Annotated in this window: 19 protein-coding genes; 3 read left to right on the top strand and 16 right to left on the bottom strand. The window is 64.4% G+C overall.

Going from position 1 to position 20059, the window contains the following annotated elements; genetic code table 11:
• The first annotated feature begins 110 nt into the window (after positions 1 to 110).
• On the top strand, positions 111 to 491 hold the full coding sequence (locus tag CGLAUT_RS02880; RefSeq protein WP_095659393.1) for a hypothetical protein: 381 nt from the start codon (positions 111 to 113) through the stop codon (positions 489 to 491).
• On the opposite strand, the gene secA is transcribed toward CGLAUT_RS02880, so the two are convergent.
• The 9 genes from secA to CGLAUT_RS02835 form a co-directional block, all read right to left on the bottom strand.
• Positions 488 to 3025, bottom strand: coding sequence for a preprotein translocase subunit SecA (secA, locus tag CGLAUT_RS02875; RefSeq protein WP_095659392.1), 2538 nt, complete (start codon positions 3023 to 3025; stop codon positions 488 to 490). The genes CGLAUT_RS02880 and secA overlap by 4 nt on opposite strands.
• Positions 3026 to 3204: 179 nt before the next feature.
• Positions 3205 to 4032, bottom strand: a complete 828-nt coding sequence (hpf, locus tag CGLAUT_RS02870; protein ID WP_290186182.1) for a ribosome hibernation-promoting factor, HPF/YfiA family — start codon at positions 4030 to 4032, stop codon at positions 3205 to 3207.
• A gap of 94 nt (positions 4033 to 4126) precedes the next feature.
• Complete coding sequence (locus tag CGLAUT_RS02865) at positions 4127 to 4741, bottom strand: ComF family protein (RefSeq protein WP_095659390.1); 615 nt, start codon at positions 4739 to 4741, stop codon at positions 4127 to 4129.
• Positions 4741 to 6450: an MtrAB system accessory lipoprotein LpqB gene (gene lpqB / locus CGLAUT_RS02860; protein WP_095659389.1), complete on the bottom strand. Its 1710-nt coding sequence runs from the start codon at positions 6448 to 6450 to the stop codon at positions 4741 to 4743. Before lpqB ends, CGLAUT_RS02865 begins: the two co-directional genes overlap by 1 nt.
• Complete coding sequence (mtrB, locus tag CGLAUT_RS02855; RefSeq protein WP_425551696.1) at positions 6443 to 8101, bottom strand: MtrAB system histidine kinase MtrB; 1659 nt, start codon at positions 8099 to 8101, stop codon at positions 6443 to 6445. The genes lpqB and mtrB overlap by 8 nt, the downstream gene beginning before the upstream one ends.
• 18 nt (positions 8102 to 8119) lie before the next feature.
• Positions 8120 to 8821, bottom strand: a complete 702-nt coding sequence (mtrA, locus tag CGLAUT_RS02850) for an MtrAB system response regulator MtrA (protein WP_290186180.1) — start codon at positions 8819 to 8821, stop codon at positions 8120 to 8122.
• A gap of 9 nt (positions 8822 to 8830) precedes the next feature.
• Positions 8831 to 9436: a dTMP kinase gene (locus tag CGLAUT_RS02845; RefSeq protein WP_095659387.1), complete on the bottom strand. Its 606-nt coding sequence runs from the start codon at positions 9434 to 9436 to the stop codon at positions 8831 to 8833.
• Positions 9436 to 10890, bottom strand: coding sequence for an adenosylhomocysteinase (gene ahcY, locus CGLAUT_RS02840; protein ID WP_290186178.1), 1455 nt, complete (start codon positions 10888 to 10890; stop codon positions 9436 to 9438). Before ahcY ends, CGLAUT_RS02845 begins: the two co-directional genes overlap by 1 nt.
• A gap of 148 nt (positions 10891 to 11038) precedes the next feature.
• Complete coding sequence (locus tag CGLAUT_RS02835) at positions 11039 to 11410, bottom strand: DUF4259 domain-containing protein (RefSeq protein ID WP_095659385.1); 372 nt, start codon at positions 11408 to 11410, stop codon at positions 11039 to 11041.
• Positions 11411 to 11670: 260 nt separating this feature from the next.
• On the opposite strand from CGLAUT_RS02835, the gene CGLAUT_RS02830 reads away from it, so the two are divergent.
• A complete protein-coding gene (locus CGLAUT_RS02830; RefSeq protein WP_095659384.1) occupies positions 11671 to 12585 on the top strand; it encodes a hypothetical protein in 915 nt (304 codons plus the stop codon).
• Here the strand turns inward: CGLAUT_RS02830 and manA are convergent.
• Genes manA through CGLAUT_RS02810 form a run of 4 tightly spaced genes read right to left on the bottom strand, consistent with a single transcriptional unit; the run spans position 12582 to position 16734 of the window.
• Complete coding sequence (gene manA / locus CGLAUT_RS02825; RefSeq protein WP_095659383.1) at positions 12582 to 13760, bottom strand: mannose-6-phosphate isomerase, class I; 1179 nt, start codon at positions 13758 to 13760, stop codon at positions 12582 to 12584. The genes CGLAUT_RS02830 and manA overlap by 4 nt on opposite strands.
• 53 nt (positions 13761 to 13813) lie before the next feature.
• Positions 13814 to 14827, bottom strand: a complete 1014-nt coding sequence (locus CGLAUT_RS02820) for a hypothetical protein (protein WP_290186176.1) — start codon at positions 14825 to 14827, stop codon at positions 13814 to 13816.
• 10 nt (positions 14828 to 14837) lie between these two features.
• The gene (locus CGLAUT_RS02815; protein WP_290186175.1) at positions 14838 to 16199 is read right to left on the bottom strand and encodes a phosphomannomutase/phosphoglucomutase; all 1362 of its coding nucleotides are present in this window, start codon (positions 16197 to 16199) and stop codon (positions 14838 to 14840) included.
• A 10-nt stretch (positions 16200 to 16209) separates the two neighbouring features.
• Positions 16210 to 16734: a DUF3499 domain-containing protein gene (locus tag CGLAUT_RS02810; RefSeq protein ID WP_232507168.1), complete on the bottom strand. Its 525-nt coding sequence runs from the start codon at positions 16732 to 16734 to the stop codon at positions 16210 to 16212.
• A 95-nt stretch (positions 16735 to 16829) separates the two neighbouring features.
• Between CGLAUT_RS02810 and CGLAUT_RS02805 the strand changes: the two genes are divergently transcribed.
• Positions 16830 to 17312, top strand: coding sequence for a metallopeptidase family protein (locus CGLAUT_RS02805; protein ID WP_290186174.1), 483 nt, complete (start codon positions 16830 to 16832; stop codon positions 17310 to 17312).
• Between the two features lie 67 nt (positions 17313 to 17379).
• On the opposite strand, the gene CGLAUT_RS02800 is transcribed toward CGLAUT_RS02805, so the two are convergent.
• The 3 genes from CGLAUT_RS02800 to CGLAUT_RS02790 all read right to left on the bottom strand — a co-directional run bounded on the left by CGLAUT_RS02800 (position 17380) and on the right by CGLAUT_RS02790 (position 20056).
• Positions 17380 to 17628, bottom strand: coding sequence for a WhiB family transcriptional regulator (locus CGLAUT_RS02800; protein ID WP_187370955.1), 249 nt, complete (start codon positions 17626 to 17628; stop codon positions 17380 to 17382).
• Positions 17629 to 17990: 362 nt separating this feature from the next.
• Entirely contained in the window at positions 17991 to 19088 is a 1098-nt protein-coding gene (gene manB, locus CGLAUT_RS02795) for a mannose-1-phosphate guanylyltransferase (RefSeq protein ID WP_095659377.1), read from the bottom strand.
• Positions 19089 to 19138: 50 nt separating this feature from the next.
• The gene (locus tag CGLAUT_RS02790) at positions 19139 to 20056 is read right to left on the bottom strand and encodes a glycosyltransferase family 2 protein (RefSeq protein ID WP_415877141.1); all 918 of its coding nucleotides are present in this window, start codon (positions 20054 to 20056) and stop codon (positions 19139 to 19141) included.
• Positions 20057 to 20059: the final 3 nt, after the last annotated feature.

Here is a 20059-nt window from a genome sequence, read left to right as displayed (position 1 = left end):
TACCTGCCGCCACCGTATTCAGCACCACGCGCGTTTGCCCCGCGCTCGCTGCTGGGACTGTCCGTCAGCCGTTCTGCACCAAGCCATTTTGTCCCCCTGAGGTACCCACCATGTCGCAGTACTACTACGCCCCCGGCCACCAGTACATCAAGGTCGTGGTGCCTCGACCGAAACGGCCAGGCGCCGACCACATGCCGTCGATACGCGCAATGCCCCAGAAACCGGTCTCGCCGCTGGTGCGCGACGCCCTTGAAGCGGCGTTTGGCAACCGCAGCCCCGAATCGCTCACCCACGCCCTGTTCGCGATGGGCGTGCGCAACCACATCCGGGCGCGACGACGCACCACCCCCGAACGCGGCAAGGTGCAACTTTTGTCCTGCCACGTGCGGGAAGGCGGCGAATGGTTCGGCACCGTGGCGGTGTCGGGCAAGCGCTACGGGTGGGCGGCCCGCATTGAAGACGGCCGTCTCACCTCGTTCAAGGTGCTTTAAACCTCTGCGGTGTCCTGCTGCTCGAACTGCTTGCGCATCATGAACAGCTGGCGCACGGTCTCCTCCTGGACGGCCTCGTTCATCGCGTGGAACATGTCGCCGCCCTCCTTCTGGTACTCCACCAGCGGGTCGCGCTGCGCCATTGCGCGCAGACCGATGCCTTCCTTGAGGTAGTCCATCTCGTAGAGGTGCTCGCGCCACTTGGTGTCCATCACTGGCAGGATGACCATGCGCTCGATGTTGCGCATCTGCTCTTCCCCACCGATAGCCGCCACGTTCTGCTCGAGCTCGTCGTACTGGGTCTGCGCGTCGTCGATAATGGCTTGGCGCAGCTGCTCGGGGGTGAGCTCGCCGGCGCGGCCGTACTCGGTGCCGTCAATAAGCTCTTGCGGAGTCATCGTCGGACCGTACAGCGAGTCGAGTGCATTCCACAGCTCGTCGAGATCCCAGTCCTCCACGTAGCCCTCGCGCGTCGCGCCGTCGACGTAGGCGCCGACCGTCTCGTCGATCATGCGGCGCACCTGCGCCTCGATGTCTTTCGAGCCGAGAATTTCTTGACGCTCGCGGTAGACCACCTTGCGCTGCTCGTTGAGCACCTCGTCGTATTTCAGAACGTTCTTGCGCATCTCGAAGTTCTGGTTTTCCACGCGGGACTGCGCGGACTTGATGGCGTTGGAGACCATCTTCGCCTCGATCGGCACATCGTCCGGAACGTTGAGACGGTTCATCATCTGCTCCATGGAGGTACCCATGAAGCGGACCATGAGCTCATCGCGCATGGAAAGGTAGAACCGCGACTCGCCCGGATCGCCCTGGCGGCCGGAACGTCCGCGCAGCTGGTTGTCGATGCGGCGCGACTCGTGGCGCTCGGTGCCGATCACGTAGAGGCCGCCGGCTTCGCGCACCTCGTCGCCAAGCTGGCGCGAACGCTCCTTGGCCTGCGGGAGCTGCTCGTCCCAGGCCTGCTGGTAGCGCTCCTCGTCCTCGAACGGGTCGAGGCCCTGCTCCTGCAGCTTCGCGTCAAGGAGAATTTCCGGGTTGCCGCCCAGCACGATGTCGGTACCGCGGCCGGCCATGTTGGTGGACACGGTCACCTTGCCCGGCAGACCGGCCTCAGCGATGATGCGGCCCTCTTCCTCGTGGTGCTTCGCGTTCAGCACGTTGTGCTTGATGCCCTTGCGGGTGAGCAGCTGCGAGAGGTATTCGGAGCGCTCCACGGAGGTGGTGCCGACCAGCACCGGCTGGCCCTTCTCCACGTGCTCGGCGATGTCGTCAGCCACAGCGGCGAACTTCGCCTCCTGCGTCTTGTAGATCAGATCGTCGTGGTCGCGGCGCTGGTTCGGCTTATTCGGCGGAATGGCCACCACATCGAGCTTGTAGATCTGGTGCAGCTCGGCCGCCTCAGTCTCTGCGGTACCGGTCATGCCGGCCAGCTTGTTGTAGAGGCGGAAGAAGTTCTGCAGCGTCACCGTCGCTAGCGTCTGGTTCTCGTTCTTGATCTCGACGTTTTCCTTCGCCTCGATCGCCTGGTGCATGCCCTCGTTGTAGCGGCGGCCCGGCAGCACACGGCCGGTGAACGAGTCTACGATCATCACCTCGCCCTGGCGAATGATGTAGTCCTTGTCGCGCTCGAAGAGCTCCTTTGCCTTGATCGCGTTGTTAAGGTAGCTCACCAGCTGCGAGTGCTCCGGCGCGTACAGGTTGTCGATGCCCAGCTGATCCTCGACGAACTCCACGCCTTCTTCGGTCACGCCGATGGTGCGCTTGCGTTGGTCAACCTCGTAGTGCTTGCCTTCGCGCATGCGCGGGGCAAGCTGCGCAAAAACCGTGTAGAACTGGCTCGACCCGTCGGCCGGGCCGGAGATGATGAGCGGGGTACGCGCCTCGTCGATAAGAATCGAGTCAACCTCGTCCACGATGGCAAAGTTGTGGCCGCGCTGCACCATGTCCGACGACGAGCGCGCCATGTTGTCGCGCAGGTAATCAAAGCCCAGCTCGTTGTTCGTACCGTAGGTGATGTCCGCGTCGTAAGCTTCCTTGCGCTCCGGCGGGCGCAGCTCGGAGAGGATCACGCCGACGTTCAGGCCCAGGAAGTGGTGGACGCGGCCCATCATCTCCGCGTCGCGCTTCGCTAGATAGTCGTTGACGGTCACGATGTGCACGCCCTTGCCCTCAAGCGCGTTGAGGTAGGCCGGCAGCACCGAGGTCAGCGTCTTGCCCTCGCCGGTCTTCATCTCTGCAACCGAGCCAAAGTGCAACGCCGCACCGCCCATGAGCTGCACCTTGTAGTGCTTCTGACCTAGGACACGCCAGGAGGCCTCGCGCGCGGTGGCAAACGCGTCAATCAGGATGTCGTCGAGCGTCGCGCCACCCTCGAGCTGCGCCCGAAACTCGTCGGTCTTGGCCTTCAGTTCGGCGTCCGTCAGCGCGGAGTATTCGTCGTCAAGCTCGAGCACCTGGTCGGCGATCTTGCCCAAACGCTTGACAGTGCGACCCTCGCCAGCGCGGAGCAGCTTCGTCAGTCCATTAAACACGGTTGTATAAATCCTTTAAGGTCGAGGAAGCGTCAACGCGCTATTGTACCCACACGAAGTTTTGAACTCCGAGCTGGGCAGCTGAGAACTTGCTGGGGAGCAAAAGCGCCCGCACCCTAGTCGGTTTCCAGGGGTGCGGGGGCTCGTTGCTTATCGACGGCTTCGTGCTTACGCCGTACTTACGCCTTCACGTCAGCAGACGCCGGGTTCATGGCCTGGTCCCCGGCAGCCGCAGAGATCTCGGTCTCCGGCGCGAGCGCGATCAGCCCGTAGTCGAAGGCGTGGCGGCGGTACACCACGCTCGGTCGCTGTGTTTCCTCATCGATGAAGAGGTAGAAGTCGTGGCCTACCAGCTCCATCTCGCTCAAAGCGTCGTCGACGCTTATCGGGTTGTTCGGGTGCAGCTTCCGGCGGACGATCTGACCCGGCTCGAGGTCAGCAAACTGATCGGCGTAGGGGTCGACGTCGTACTTGCCCGGCTCCTCGGCGCGGGCCTCCGCAGCCTGGTTGGCAAGCTCTGCCGCCATGACACCGGCCGACTTCGGGGCGCGGTGGCCAGAGCGGGAGATCTCACGGCGCACCTTCACCTTGCGCAGGGAACGCTCCAGTTTGCCAATCGCGGATTCCAGCGCGGCGTAGAAGCTGTCTTCCTTCGCTTCCGCCCGGGCGAGATGACCTTTGCCGGTTGCGGTGATCTGAATACGCTGCGCCTGCGCTTCACGACGCGGGTTGGGCTCGTGCTTCAGCTCAACATGGAAGGAGGTCAGCGAAGGATCAAGCTTCTCGATCTTCGCCAGCTTGGTGTTCACACGTTCCTGGAAGTGCTCCGGCACTTCGACGTTGCGGCCGGTGATGGTCACGTGCGCGGAGGGGCTCAACCCCTCAGCTTGCTCGGAACCGGTTTCAAAACCCTGGTCAAAACCCTGGCCAATGCCCTGGCCAATGCCCTGGCCAATGCCCTGGTCAATGCCCTGGTTGATGGCCTGATCGTGCTCTGCAGATGTCATCTGCTTCCTCCTAGAGATAGTAGGAACGGGGTCACTTCCGAGTATACAACTGGTAATAACCATTCAGACGATAGATTGATTCAGCTTTTGCAAATCAGGCTTCGCAAATTGCCACGCAGGCAGCCACATCGGCGCCGTGAGCAAGCAGCATTTCGACGCTTGCGGTCAACGTCGCCCCAGTCGTCACCACGTCGTCGATGACGATGCATTGCTTGGCCGGCACACCGGAGATGCGCACTGCCCCAGCAAGGTTCGCCCGGCGCGCGGCGGCATCCAAATCCGCCTGGTCGGCGGCGCGCTCCGACAGCTCGAGCACCTCCACCACTGCCCTGCCGGACGCGCGGCACACCGCCGCCACCGGATCACCCCCGCGAGCGCGTGCCGACGACGGCCGCGTCGGCGCCGGCACCAGCACCGCCCCGTGCGGGATCTCGCCGCGCACTTCCAAATACTCCAATGCGGCTGCCAAGACTGCACCCACGTGGCGGCGCACGATGCGGTTGTTGTGCTCCTTCATCGCCAACACCACCGAGCGATGCGCATCGGCGTACGGGCCCAACGCGAAGACCGGCGCGTGCGGCGGGGTCGGCGGAAAGACGCGCCGCGGGGGCGTGGCAAGGCGGGTGCGGCAGGCGTCGCAAAGCACATGCCCCGCCAACCCGCACCCCGCGCAACGGCGAGGCAGGATGAGCTCCCCCAGGCCTGCCACTAGCGAGCCACAATCGGCAGGGCCCGCTCCCCCTGCAGGCCCGGCACCTCGCGCCATAGCGGGTTGTCCGCGCCGGTGTTGGGCAGCTGCAGCACCGCGTTGGCGTCGGTGACATAAAGCATGTTCGGCGAGGCGGCGACCGCCACCACCGGCGCGGAGATATTGCCCACGGACAATGCGGTGGCAGACGAGCCGTCCTGTTCGACGCGCAGCACCGGGGATACGGATACCGACGTGCCCACGATCAGCGAGCCGTCCGGCTGCCAGTCGGCGGAGACCACTTGTCCGCCGAGCTCCGCTGCGTACTCGACCACGTTGACAATCGCGCGCTCGCCCGGCGCGCGGCGCTCTACGATGCCGGTGTAGAGGTGGCCGTCGATGACCATGACCACCCGCGCACCCGAACGCGACAGCCGCAACACCGAGATGTTGCCGCTCACGCCCTCCGGCAACTCCGCGACAATCTCTTCGGTGTTCACGTCCCCGGTGGCCGCGGACTGGACGGAGCGCAGGATGCGTGTGCCGTCGGCAACGGTCCACACCGCGGCCGCCTTCGACTCGAAGGACGGGCGGGTGAAAGTATCCGCGGTGACCAGTTCGCGCGACTCCTCGCCGAACGCCCCGGCGCGCAACGAAGCCCCTCCTCCGCCGCCGCCTGCATCCGTGACCGCGGCCCAGCGCCCGGAGGCGGTGATGTCCGCGGTAATGACGTTTTGTTCCTTGCCCAGTTCGTTGTCCAAAGGCGTCAGTGACCCGCCGTCGATAAGCGAAATGCTCCCATCGCTGAGTGCGTAAAGGGTGGATTCGCCTGCGGTCTGCACAAGTGGGCTGAGCTCGCCGAAATCGTCGGTGGTGAGCTTCGGGGTGTCGGTGAGTAGGGGCGCGCCGTCCGCTTCAAGCGTGAACGGCCCGGAGATGCCGGCCGAGGCGAGCGTCCAGACGATCTGCGCGGCGAAGCGCGTGCGGTCCTGCTCGCTCACCCCACCGAAGCCCGAGAACGTGTACGCGCCGTCCTCGAAGCCGGTGTACGACGCGCCGGCGGGCAAGATGCTGGCGACGGCGGGCTGGAGGCGCTGCGACGGGCCCTCCATGATCAGCGAGATGAGCGCACTCGGCAACGTTTCGCGCCGCGAGAACAACCAACGGCGGTCCGTGACCAGCTCCTGGCCCTGCCCGTCGAAAAAGTACAAATTGAACGGGATGTACTGATTGCGCAGCTCCGTGCGCTCAAGCACCACGCCCGCAGGCAGCGACGCAATACGCCACTCCCCTGCGACCAGCTCCATCTCAATCGTCGCCTCGTATGAGCCGCGTTCCGGGCGGTACGAGCCGCCCTGGCCGAGGATGCCCACGACGTTGCCGTGCACGTTGAAATACGTGCGGTTGGCCTGCCCGCCCGGCAGCGTGGTCACGCCCAACCGGTCCACGATGATCGTCTCCTCCTGCGCGTCCCACGCGTCCGAGGCCTGCGGGGTGAGGAACGCGCGCGCGGCCTCGTAGTCCGAAGACGGGATCGCCGACGCGGAGAAGAAGTCGCGCAGCAGCAGGTCCGGCTCGCGCCCCGCCTCCGGCGTGATAACGGGGGCGGCAGTGACCTCCGAGTTGAACGGCCGCAGCACGTGCGGGTCAGAGTTCGACGGCAGCGTCGCGCACCCCGCTGTCAGTGCCCCCACAAGCCCAAGTGCAGGGAGGATTGCAGTCTTACGCATCGCGCACCTCCGGAGCAGGTTGCTTATCGACGCACTCTTGGTCTCCGCAGTCCACGCCCGCCGCCGCGTCATCCGCGCCTTCGACTGCCGCGCGCGCTTCAACGACCGCGTTCGACTCGCCTGGTGCCCGCAGCTCGACCGGCGCGTGGACGAAACCGGCCTCCGGGTCGCGCGGCAGCACGAGGCGGAACTGCGAACCCTCGCCGGCGACACCCGCGGCGTCGAGAGTGCCGCGGTGAAGCTGCGCATCCTCGCGAGCGATGGCGAGGCCCAAGCCCGTGCCGCCGGAGTGGCGCTTACGCGACTTGTCCGCTCGCCAGAACCGGTTGAACACCAGCTCCTCCTGGCCGGGTTTCAGGCCCACGCCGCAATCCGTGACAGTAACGGCGACTGCCTCGTCGTTCTCGAACAGATCCACGTGGACAGGGTTGCCTTCCGAGTGGTCGATGGCGTTGGCGATGAGGTTGCGCACGATCCGCTCGATGCGGCGTGGATCGCCTTCGATCTTCACCTCGTGGTCGGGGATGCCGAACTCGACGGGCACATTCAGCTCGTCGGCAAGCAAACGAGTCTGTGCCCACGCCGAGTTGATCGGGGTGCGCACGTCCATGATGGTGCTGGCCAGATCCGCCACACCCGCGTCGTGGCGGGAGATTTCGAGCAGGTCGGTCAGGAGCGCCTCGAAGCGGTCCAGCTCACGGATCATCAGCTCGGAGGCGCGGCGTTGCGTAGGCTCGAGCGATTCCTGGTCGGACGCGATCATGTCAGCCGCCATCCGCACCGTGGTCAGCGGGGTGCGCAGTTCGTGCGAGACGTCCGAGGTGAATTGGCGTTGCAGGTCGCCGTACTCCTCGAGCTGGTTGATCTGGCGCGAGAGCTGCTCCGCCATGTTGTTGAAGCTCAGGGCGAGCACCGCCATCTCATCTTCGCCCTCCACCGGCATGCGCTCGCGCAGATGCCCCGAGGCGAAGCGCTCCGCCGTACGCGAGGCGGAACGAACCGGGGCGACGATTTGTTGCGAGGCGAGCCAGGCGATGCCCACCAACAGCACGATCACAATGAGGGCGGCCGAGGCGAGCAAACCGCGCATGAGCGCGAGCGTGGAAGCTTCGTTATCCATGTTGGTGACCAGGTAAAGCTGCAGGTTCGGCACGTCGGAGTCCGTCGGTGTACCGATGATCAGCGCGTTATACGGACTGCCGTCCGGTCGCTCGACCACCGCGAACTGGTAGGCGACGTTGCCCTGCGAGACGAACTCGACGAGCCGCTCCGGCACCCGGTAGGACTCCGGCGACGAGGTCACCGTGCCGTGGGTGCTTTCCACAAGCAGCACCGGCTCATAGACGTTGGCCACGTCCGAACCTTGCTGGGTGCGCTGAGTCAAACTCGCCCGGGCCGAGTTGAGCCGTGCTTGCAACGAGGAAGTGGAGGCGGAGGTGTCGATTTGCTCCTCGACGACCACGCGCGCCCGGTCGATTTCCACACTCGCCGCGTCAATCTTCGCCTGCGCGATGCGCTGCGTGACCACCGTGGCCAGCGTAAATCCAAGCACGGACATGACCACCGCGGACACCAACAGCACTGTGCCCACGAATCGCACCTGCAGCGAGGTGCGCCAAGCATCTGCGACGCGCTCCCCAGCGCGTCTGATCCGGTTCGATGCCAGGATCTACACCCCCGCCTGGCCGGTGCTCGTCGGCTTGCCGGTCTTGTAACCGACGCCACGCACCGTCAGGATGATTTCCGGGTTCTCCGGGTCGTGCTCGATCTTGGAACGAAGGCGCTGCACATGCACGTTCACGAGGCGGGTGTCTGAGGCGTTGCGGTACCCCCAGACGTTCTCCAACAGCTCTTCGCGGGTGTGCACCTGGTTCGGGCGACGCGCCATCTCCAGCAACAGGTCGAACTCGAGCGGGGTGAGGCTGATCTCAGCGCCGCTGCGGGTCACCATGTGTTGCGGCACATCGACGGTGAGGTCGCCGATATGCAGCACTTCCGCGGGTTCCTCATCCGAGCGGCGCAGGCGCGCGCGGATCCGCGCCACCAGCTCCTTGGGCTTGAACGGCTTGGTGATGTAGTCGTCCGCGCCCGACTCAAGGCCAAGCACCACGTCAACCGTGTCGGTCTTCGCGGTGAGCATCACGATCGGCACCGCGGATTCCCTGCGGATCTCGCGGCAAATATCCACACCGTTCATACCCGGCAGCATGAGGTCAAGCAGGATCAGGTCGGGGTCGTACTTGCGAAACGCAGGAACCGCAGCGGCACCGTCGGTCACCGACTCCGTTTCAAACCCTTCCGCTTCCAACACGATGGTCAGCATCTCGTTGATGGCGGGGTCGTCGTCGACAACCAGGATCTTCGGCGTCATGTCGGCTCCTTATCGCAGTGCGTGTACTGCCTTTATAATAACCGCCGAATCAGTGGTGCTCACCCACGGACTCGCCCAGCTCCCGTGCGCAAGCGCCGCGTAAGCCGCAAACGTCGCCTCCTGGAGGGCGCGGTCGCGCTCGTAGCGGTCGCGGGTGCGCTGCGCGTCATCCGCCTCGCGCTTCGCAGCGCGCTCGCCGGCAACCTCCGGGGTCGTGGCGACCAGCACCTGAAGATCCGGTTTCGGCAGGCCGAGGCGGTTAAATTCCAGCTCCGCGACCCAATCAGCCGCAGCTGCGTCCCCGGTGCGTGCCCAGGTGTAAGCGGCGTTCGAGGCGCAGTAGCGGTCCAATATGATCGTCTCATCGGGGTTGCCGGCGTAACGCTCCAATACCGGCAGCGCGCCGTGGCGATCCAGCGCGAACACCACGGCCATCGCGTGGGCCGAATCGGTCATATCCCCCATCTCGCCGTGCAGCGCCGCCTGGGCCAACTGCGCGGCTGCCGATTCGTCGTAGCGGGGAAACGCCAGCGAGGTGGCCTGCAACGGTTCCAAGAGCCCGTCGACAAGCGTGCGCTTGCCGGCGCCATCGATACCCTCGATTGCGATGATCATTAGTACCGGTAGTGCTCCGGCTTGAACGGGCCAGCGACGTCGACCCCGATGTACTCCGCCTGCTCCTTGGTCAGCTCGGTGAGCGTGCCGCCGAGGGCCTCGACGTGGATGCGGGCGACCTTCTCGTCGAGAATCTTCGGCAGGCGGTACACCTCGTTGTCGTAGTGGTCGGCGTTGGTGAACAGCTCGATCTGCGCGATCGTCTGGTCGGCAAAAGAGTTGGACATGACAAACGACGGGTGGCCGGTCGCATTACCCAAGTTAAGCAGGCGCCCCTCGGAGAGCACGATGATCGCGTTGCCGCTCGGCAGGTCGAACAGGTCCACCTGCGGCTTGATATTCGTGCGGGTGACATCGTCGCGGTGGATCAACGAGTGCATGTCGATCTCGTTGTCGAAGTGGCCGATATTGCCCAGGATCGCGTGATCCTTCATCTGCAGCATGTGCTCGAACGTGATGATGCCCAGGTTGCCGGTCGCGGTGATGACGATGTCTGCGTCACCGATCGCGTCCTCCACAGTGGTGACCGCGTAGCCGTCCATGAGCGCCTGCAATGCGTTGATCGGGTCGACCTCCGTGACGCTCACGATCGCGCCCTGGCCGTTCAGCGCTTCTGCAACACCTTTACCCACGTCGCCGTAGCCGCAGACCAAGGCCTTTTTGCCGCCGATGAGCACGTCGGTGGCGCGGTTAATGCCGTCAATGACGCTGTGGCGAGTGCCGTAGCGGTTGTCGAACTTCGACTTGGTCACCGCGTCGTTCACGTTTATCGCCGGAAACGGCAGAACGCCTTCCTTGGCAAAGTGGTACAGGCGGTGCACGCCAGTGGTCGTCTCCTCGGTGACACCCTTGACTTCTTCAGCGGTGCGGGTCCAGCGGGTGCGATCTTCCTCAAGGACCTCGCGCAGCATGTTGAAGAACGCGATCTGCTCGTCCAAGTCGCCCTCCTGCGGCTGCGGCACGGCTCCGGCCGATTCGAACTCGGTGCCCTTGATCACGGCCATGGTCGCGTCGCCGCCGTCGTCAAGAATCATGTTCGGGTACTGATCGCCCCAGTCGAAGACCTGCCGCAAGCACCACCAATACTCGTCGAGGGTCTCACCTTTCCAGGCAAACACAGGCACACCCTCGGGGTTCTCAGGGCTCCCATGCTTGCCGACGACCACCGCAGCCGCCGCGGGATCCTCCGTCGAAAAGATGTTGCACGAAGCCCAGCGCACCTCGGCCCCAAGCGCGGTGAGGGTTTCAATCAACACCGCGGTTTGGGTGGTCATGTGGATCGAGCCGGCGATACGCGCCCCCGCCAGCGGCTGCTCGTCGAAGTACTCTTCGCGCAGCGCCATCAAGCCCGGCATCTCGTATTCAGCGAGCTCGATCTGCTTGCGTCCGGACTCGTAGAGGTTGATGTCGGCGATCTTGTAGTCGCCCACGGTGGGGTTGGCCGCGTCAGCCATAGAGGTGCTCTCCTTGACAAGGATTCGATATTTTTCGGTCTGTTTGCTGCACCTACTGTAGCCGTGCCTGTAGCTGCGCGAACTGCGTCCCCATCGCGCCGGTGCGCGCCGCTGGCAGACCCCTGCAGCTGCTCTAAAGACAGAGAACCTAGGACAGAGCTTCGATGAATTGGTCGATGTCGGTATCCGAATCGGCATCGGCATCTGCACTCACCTTTTCCAGCACCGTTACCGCGGATTCGTTGAGTTGCTCGCTGACTTCGCCCGGGTTTGAGCGGATGAACGGGTAAGACTCGGCGATTTCTCCCGCGGAGAACGGCGCGCCCGCCCAGATTGCGGCGATGGTGGCCGCGGCCTGACCGTTGAGGATCTCTTCCTCGCTCGCTGAGTTCCCGCCGGCAGCGAGGAGTACAGCATCACTGACGGCCTCAAGAATCTCCTCAGGCTCAAGCTGCGCCAACTCATCCAAAAAGTCGGCGTTCGCTTCGGCGGAAAAGATCTCTTGGTCCCACGTGCTCATGTGTCGTCCTTTCGATGCGTACGGGCGGTGCCGCTGCGGAACGCGCGAACGGCGGTAGAAGTAGGTCACACGCTCTAGCCCTATATACGCCAGCGAACGCTTGTCCCGCTAGGGTTTCCCCCGATTTCGGGACTCCAAAAACGTGATTACAGTCACATATAGCGCGCGGTAGGGTGAGCACACTTTCGACTTGACGCGCAGCCCGTTATCATTTCGTAACTGAACGGGGTCTGAGCAATTAGCACAAAGGAGGTCTCACCATGAACGGTAGCCGCCGCGGAGTTGGCGCGTTCATGGCGATCGGCCTTGCCATCGCAGTGATTGTGGGTTTCGCCGTGTGGGGCGCGTCGACCCCTGGACGAACCAGTACCGCCGGCTACGCAGCAGACACTGCGACCGTGGAACAGACCACTTCTCCCAAGTCCTCCCGCAGCAGCGCAGCAAGCGACACAGAAGGTAGCGAATCCGCGAACTCGGCGTCACGTTCTGGAGCCGGTCATTCGACCCTCGCGTTGACATCGCAGACGCTCGCCGACTCCGGGCTCCCACCGACCTCCGGGGTCTACGGCATCGAAGGAGAGGCGCTTCTCAACAACGCGCCAGGCCGCCCCAACCCGAACTACCGAATGGAGTCGGACCCGTACGCGCCGCCGCTTGCGGTGACTTCCGCGCCGAGGTCTACTGCGCCGACCGCCATCTACCGCCCGACGAATGTGGTTCCGCCAACCGCGAGCGGAGGCGACGCGACCGAACCAGCACCTGGACCAGCAACTGCAACTGCAACTGCACAGACGCCTGACACGAATGGGGTCACCACCCCGCCGAGCACTCCTGCGGACGGTGTGCAGACAAGCGCACCGGCCGAACCGGGCCCGGCAACCACGCCGGACCCAGCTCCACCACAAGAGCAGGTTGAGCACCCCCGCCCTGACTCCGAGGCCCACGACGAAATGCGCACAAACGCGGGCAGTGAGCAGGTAACGAACGAAGGACGCGCGCCAGCATCATCCGACACCAGCCGTGAGTCAGCGACTCCGGCACCGATGGTGCCATCGGTGGCACCGACCATGACGCCGTCGGTGGCGCCGACCGTCACACCATCCGTTGCGGAGACCGCACAGCTGGAATCGGCACCCGCGCCGCAAGGTGAGACCGCGCCGGCAGAAGCGTCCTAGGCGCTGACCAAAAACAGCTCAGCGGGCGTATCGCCGGTGGAAGTGAACGCTACCGATGGTTCGGCGGCGGGGATCCACGCGGCCTGCGCTGGTTGGAGTTCCAAGTCGCCGATCGCCGCTCGTCCAGCGGTGCACAGCACGATTGCGGGGCCGTCCGTGTCAACCTGCAAAGTGTCGCCGTTGGCTAAGGTGTGGCGGCTGACGCGAAAGTCCTCAATTGGGAGCTCAAAATGCTCCGCCCCACCATTTTTCGTCGACTTGGCGTGCGGGCGCTCGAGTGCTGCGAAATTGAGCACTCGCGCAAGCTCGGGGACATCGACGTGCTTCGAAGTCAGCCCGCCGCGCAGCACGTTGTCTGAGTTCGCCATCACTTCGACGCCAAGCCCGGACAGGTAGGCATGCGGCTGCCCCGCGTCCAGGTAGAGCGCCTCGCCCGGTTCGAGCGTGACCAGGTTTAGCATCAGTGCAGCAAGTGCGCCAACGTCGCCCGGGTAACGGTCGGTCAGCTGCAGGAAGGTTTGCGCAACATCGACGATCCACGGTTCAGCCCCCGAGTTGGTGGTGGTCTCCGCGCCAGCCTTGACGTCGTTAAGCACGCTCATGCGCAACGTTGTGGGGAGTGAAATGAGCGTGGTGAACACTGCCCGCAGGCCCTCCTCGGGGCGGTCTGTGACAAGCATGGAGCTGTAGCGATCCAACCCGCCGAGTGTGGCAAACAATTGCTGGGTGCGCTCCGTGGGGCGGAATCCGGCGAGCGCCCGGAACGGCGTGAGAGCGACAATTAGCTCCGGCTTGTGGTTCGGGTCCTTGTAGTTGCGGCGTGAATCGTCGAGGGCGATATTTTGCGAGTTCTCGCGGGAGAATCCCTCCTGCGCCTGTTCACGCGACGGGTGCGCCTGGATGGAGAGCGGCTCGCCAGCTGCGAGGAGCTTGACCAGGAACGGCAGCTGGTTGCCGTACTCCCCCGCCACTCGCGCGCCGAGTGCAGCTTCGGGGTCGGCGGCAATGATGTCGTCTAGCGGGTGCCCGCCGAGCATCGACGGCGCAGCCGGGTGGGCACCGAACCACAGTTCAGCCTCCGGTGTCGGGCTCGGCGCGGGAAGGCCGCGGAGCTCTGCGAGTAGGGTGCGCGAACCCCAGGGGTAGGTTCGAAGTGTCCCCTCGAGCAGCTGCATCCGACATCTCCTTCTATCTCTGGCTCTCTTTGACTCCTCCTGCGAGCAGCAACTCACGCAGTCGGATCGTCGAGCGCAGTCGCGGCGTAGGCGCGGGTGATAAGGCGGAGGGCTTGCGCCGTGTCGCCAAGACCTACGGCCTCAACTGCTTCGACACGCAAATTGGGCACGGCAGACTCGCCCGCAGCAGCACTGTCGGGCTGTGCCTGCTGTGCCCACAGAATGGTCTTTAACGGTACCAGCTCCAACGGCCCATCAATGAACGGGTCGTGAAAGATGTCGTTGGCGCCCACCCCGCCGGCAGGGCGGGAAAACTCGGTGGCCAACGGCAGTTCCTCGGCGTGGACGAAGCCTGACGGGATGCCGCGGGCGGACCACAGATCCGCGATCAGCGCAGCAATGGTCGCGCCGCAGCGACTCGTCCCTGTGTGCAGCACCCGCGAATCCGCCGCGAACGCGCGCAGCTGACGTGCCGGATTCATGGTCTCGTCGCGCTCCGGCGAGAGCGACTCAAGTTCGCGATCCACCTCATCGGCGACCACCTCGAGGGCCTGCGTGATCTCCTCGACATCACCCGTCAGCGCGTCCAGGACGGCCCCAACCACGCCCATGGTGCGCGCTGGGGAAGCACCCGCGGCCGTGGGAAGGGCTGGGATGATGGTGGTCTGCGGCGGGGCGTCGTCAAGCAATGGCCCCCTGCCGGGACCAGCGAGGATTGTTTCGCACCCGCGGCTGGCTGCGGAGAGCAACCCTTTGAGATCTTGCTCGCGCGCGGCCGCATCACCGACCATGACCACCACATCGAGCGCCCCGACGTAGCTCGGCAGCGTGTCGGTAACCACTACCGGCAGCGGCACTGGAGTGCGCAGCTCGACCATCGCACGCGCGGCGGCCAACGCAATCTGATCCGTCCCCACCACAACAACGGACCGCGGGTTCATGCCACGCAGTCGCGTGAGCGCGTCGAGCGATCCCGACACACCGCGCAGTTGCGCGCCCTCGTGAGCGACATCGAAAAAGCGCACCGTCTCACGATCATAGTGCGCGGCACCCTCGTAATAGTCCATGGCGGCGAGCTTACGCGCGGATGTGCTCCAGAATCTCGTTCACCAGCGCGTCGACCTCCTCGCGGGTCGGCGCCTCCACGTTCAGACGCAGCAGCGGCTCGGTGTTGGAGGCGCGCACGTTGAACCACGCAGGGGTATCCGCAAGCTGCACGGTCACGCCATCGAGCCGGTCAATCTCGGCAGTGCGATCCGCGAACGCGTCAAGCACACGCTGGGTCGCCGCGTCCTGGTCGGCCACCTCGGAGTTGATCTCGCCGGAAGCCTCGTAGCGGTCAAACTCCGCCATCAGCTCGCTCAGCGGTTGATCCTGGTCCGCCAGCGCCGCGAGCACGTGCAGCGCCGCCACCAACCCGGAATCCGCGTTGAAGAACTCCGCGAAGTAGTAGTGCGCCGAGTGCTCGCCGCCGAACAGCGCCTGGCGCTGCGCCATCTCGGCCTTGATGTAGGAGTGGCCGACGCGAGTGCGCACCGGAGTGCCACCAAGCTCGGTCACGATCTCTGGCACCGCGTGCGAGGTAATCAGGTTGTGAATGATGGTCGCGCCCGGGTGCTGCTCCAGCGTGCGCGTAGCAATCAGCGCCGTGATCGCGCTCGGCGAGACCGGGTTGCCTTTCTCATCCACCACAAAGCAGCGGTCCGCGTCTCCGTCGAACGCCAGGCCGAGGTCCGCCCCCTGCTCCACCGTGAAACGCTGCAGATCAACCAGGTTCTTCGGGTCCAGCGGGTTCGCTTCGTGGTTCGGGAACGTGCCATCGAGCTCAAAATACAACCCGCGCACATCCATGTCGCCCAGCACCGCAGGCACCGTCAGCCCCGCCATGCCGTTCGCCGCATCCACAGCAATGGTCAGCGGTCGGCTCAGAGGCACCAGGTCTCGCAAGAACTTCGCGTAGTCAGGAAGCAGATCTTGCTTATCGACGCCCCCTTGACCGCCCTCGTAAGCCGGGATGCCGTCGATAAGCAACTGCTTCATGCGTGCGAGCCCGGTGTCAGTGGAGACCGGGGTTGCGCCGGCGCGGCAGAGTTTGATGCCGTTGTACTGAGCCGGGTTGTGCGACGCGGTGAACATGGCACCGGCGCAGTTCAGCGTGCCGGCGGCAAAGTACAGCTCGTCGGTGGAAGTCAGCCCGAGGTCGATGACGTCGAGTCCCTGGGCGGTGGCACCCTCAGCGAACGCCGCCGCAAGTGCGGGCGAGGACGGACGCATGTCGTAGCCCACCGCGATGCGGCGCTCGCCTTCCTCGCGCAGGATGTGGGCGAACGCGGCGCCGGCGTCGCGGACGAACGCCTCGTCGATAGTTTCACCGACCACGCCGCGGATGTCATAGGCCTTGATGACCTTGTTCAGAGTGCCTTCGCTGTAAACAGACATGCGGGATAGCTTAGTCCGCCTGGCCCCCCGGATCCTGGCGGGTCGAAGCAGACGCGCCGTTTGTTGCAGACGGGTCAGCGGGGTCTGGCACGATGCGCAAGTGCGAGCGGCGCGCGGCCCGGTCAGCCGCCGCCTGCTCTTCCACGCGCTTTGTGCGGTGAACCGGGTGGTTCGAGGTCTCCGGATCGTTGAAATCGTGGGTGGCGCCGTACTCAATGGGGTCCTGGGAAGTGTCCACGAGGCCGGTAGTGACGCGGCCCGCCTCGCGGACCGCCTCTGCCAGCGCGGTGAGGTCGGCGTCGTCCATGGCATCCAGCTCGTCGTCAGTGATGTCGATCTGCTCGACGCGCACCATCTCCCACCCGACTGGGGCAGTGATGTGCGCGGAGTGGCGCTCACAGAGGTCCCATGCGTGCGGGTCGGCGACCGGCGCGAGGGGGCCGACAACCGCCGTCGATTCCGCGTAGGCGTAAACGAGCGTGGCTACAGCGGGCCGGCCGCACCCTGGCCGGCAGCATCGACGGAAAGTATTCACGCTGGCCAAGTCTAAACCCCGGCTTGAGTTTTGTGTAGTGGAGGTGCGGCGTGCCGGGGTCTGTGCGTCGAGCGCGAGTCTTAGCATTGGGTGCTATGCACCCCGGATCTTCGAACGCACCGCTACACCTGCGCCCTGGCCGCGACCGGCACGGACGCGGCGTACGCGGGCCGGTGCTTCCTGTGGGTGTGCCACGATATCGGACACGCTCTATGGCATTTGACCAGTTGGTGCTGGAGACCTATGCGCCGCTGCACAACGCGTATTTTGATCAGCTCTCCGGAGTAGATCTAGCGGTGGACACCATTCCTCGGATGCGCCTGCGCGCTGATATGTCGGTGCTGCCGGATGAGATTGTCGCCGACGGCCCAGTCCCCCTTGGGCGCGTGCTACAAGCCGGCGTTGACCGCTATGGAAACCCCACCCGAGCGAGGTTTGTTGTGTTTCGCCGCCCTGTGGAGCAGCGGTCGCGTACCCCCGCAGAACGCTCCGAGCTGCTCACTTGGATCCTGACTGCTCTGGTGGCGAACTACCTGAATCTCGACCCCCGAGATGTCGATCCGGACTTTCCCTGGTAGCCACAATAGGTTGTGGTGCTGAGCTTCAGTTTGTGGTGCTCAGCTCCAATGCGAGTCGCAGCGTAAGCTAACCCAGCTGCTTCTTCAGGCGGCGGCGCTCGCGGTCGCTCAGCCCGCCCCAGATCCCGAAGCGTTCGTCGTGCTCAAGCGCGTACTCGAGGCACTCGTCTCGCACCGCGCACGCTTTGCAGATGCGCTTCGCTTCACGGGTCGAACCACCCTTTTCAGGGAAGAACGCCTCCGGGTCGGTCTGGGCGCAAAGCGCTTGGTCTTGCCACTCCTGCTCGACGGTGCCGAACAGCTCATCCAGGGTCATTCCTCCCGCGGCAGCGCCACGGAGAATGGCGTCATCAGCCATAGCCTTCACGCCCTCCCTTGCTTCCGTTGTCGAAGAATATCAATTACATTTTCGCCGTTTGCCTGCGCCAACCCGCTGGTAAAGGCCGGTGCTGACTGCGGTGACTTACACCAATGCGATTAGACACCGGAACGCCAAATGACTGCAACCTTGGTAGGGAGATCTTGGTTCAATCTTATGGATATCCCAGCAAAACAACCTCCTGAGTCACACCAGTCACAGGAGTATCGTTAGGACCCTCCCGGGGGTGAACGGAGGGGGTACAATATGTAGTACCCGCCCCCGCACTAGGTCACAAGTTGACCGATCCGGCGTGTCGCTTATGCATCGGGTGAGAAACGCACTCCGGAGTCGGGAATATTCACGCCTGGCCAGACGCGCATGCCGCCCTCAAGCTCGCACCGTGCGCCGATGGACGCACCTTCGCCGATCACGCAATCTTGGATGCGCACGTTCGCCCCGATGCGCACTCCCGCGGCGATGATGGAATTGCGCACGACGGCTCCGGGCTCCACCGTCACGCCATCGAACAACACCGAATCGTCGATACGCGAGCCGGCACCGATGACGCAGCCGCGCCCAATCGACGTGCCTCCGACGAGAATGACCCCTCCAGACACGCCAGACGAGGCGTCGACAAGCGATTCGCCCGTCTTGCCCTCCAGCAACGGCGAGTACGCGATACCGCGCACCAAGTCCGATGAGCCCTGCACGAAGTCGCTTGGGCGACCCATGTCGCGCCAGTAGGAGGAATCGACGTGGCCGAGGACCCGCGCGCCGTCGGAAAGCAAGCCCGGGAACACTTCGCGCTCAACGGAGATCACGCGTCCGGCATCGATGCCCGCGATCACCTCGCGTTTGAACACGTAGCAGCCGGCGTTGATCTGGTCGGTCGGCGGATCCTCCGTCTTCTCCAGGAACTCGAGCACGCGCCCCTCCGCGTCGGTCGGTACCGAACCGAACGCGCGCGGATCCGGCACCCGCACGAGATGCAGGGTCACATCCGCGTCGCCCTCAATGTGCGTGTTCAGAATCGCGCCGAGATCCGCACCCGAGAGCACGTCACCGTTGAACACCATCGCAGTGTCGTAGCGCAGGCGGTCGTATACGTTGCGGATCGCGCCGCCGGTGCCCAGCGCCTCCTCCTCCACGACGTACTCGATCTCCAGGCCAAGCTCCGAGCCGTCGCCGAAGTACTCCTCGAACACCTCCGCCTTGTAAGAAGTACCCAACACCACGTGTCGCATACCGGCCTTCGCGATGCGCGCCAGCAGGTGGCTCAAGAACGGATGACCCGCCGTCGGCAGCATCGGCTTCGGCGTGGAAACCGTGAGCGGCCGCAGCCGTGTGCCCTGCCCGCCGACCAAGATCACCGCATCAACTTCAGCGGCACGCGTTTCAGTGGTGTGTTCAACCATGCTGTTTCCTCGCTCCAAGATCCTCTGCTGTTTGCTCTCTACTCTGCCTGCTACGGCTTTGCCCCGCGACGCAACGACACGACGCTGCGCAGTTGCAACCCCAGCCACAGCGCCCCACGGATCGGCGCTTGCCACCAGTGCGGGTGCCTGTCGCGCTGGAAACGGAACGCAGATTCGTGGTGCGCCGGCACCGTCACCCTTGCATGTTTGTGCGCTGCGTGGCCCTGGTCATGCTGGATCACCGACGCAGGGCAATACAGATTTTCCCACCCCGCACGGGTGAGTCGATCGCCGAAATCGATGTCCTCGAGGTACATGAAATAGCGCTCATCGAAGCCGCCGATTTCTTCAAACGCTTCCCATCGCACCAGGAGGCACGAGCCGGAAAGCCAGCCCGCTGTACGCTGCACCGACATATCCGCACCTGCCCGATAGCGAGCGGTGAACGGATTGCGCGGCCACACCTGCCCGAGCAGCGCGTGGCCAATCCCCGTCACCAGCCCGGGCACTTCGCGCGCGCTCGGGTATGTCGAACCATCAGCCTCCTCGATGCGCGGGCCGGCAGCACCAGCCCGCGGGGCCCGGTCAAGACAGAACAAAAGCTTATCGACGGCCCCTTCAGCGAACGTCACATCCGGATTGGCCACCAAAAAGTAATTCGGGTTGATCTCGCCACGATCCCGTTTCGCCCGCAGCTTTGCGACGGCCGCATTAATCGCCGCACCGTAACCAATGTTGCCCTCGGTGGAGAACCAATCGACGGTCGGGTGGTTTGCTGCCGCAGACTGGGGTGCGCCGTCGCGCGACCCGTTATCCGCGCACAGTAATACTGTGCCAGTGCTCGTAGCCGTCTCCAGAGAAGCGACCAGCTCTTCCAGATGGCGCCCTGGAGAGTAGGTCACGGCCACCACCGCGAGCGGGGCCTGACCGAAAGTCCCATCATTTGCTGCCTTATTCACAATGGGCAATAG

The sequence above is a fragment of the Corynebacterium glaucum genome, from assembly GCF_030408855.1.
GTDB classification, from domain to species: Bacteria; Actinomycetota; Actinomycetes; order Mycobacteriales; family Mycobacteriaceae; genus Corynebacterium; species Corynebacterium glaucum.
The sequence above is the reverse complement of the archived record's forward strand: the minus strand, read 5'-3'. Positions and strand labels throughout refer to the sequence as shown.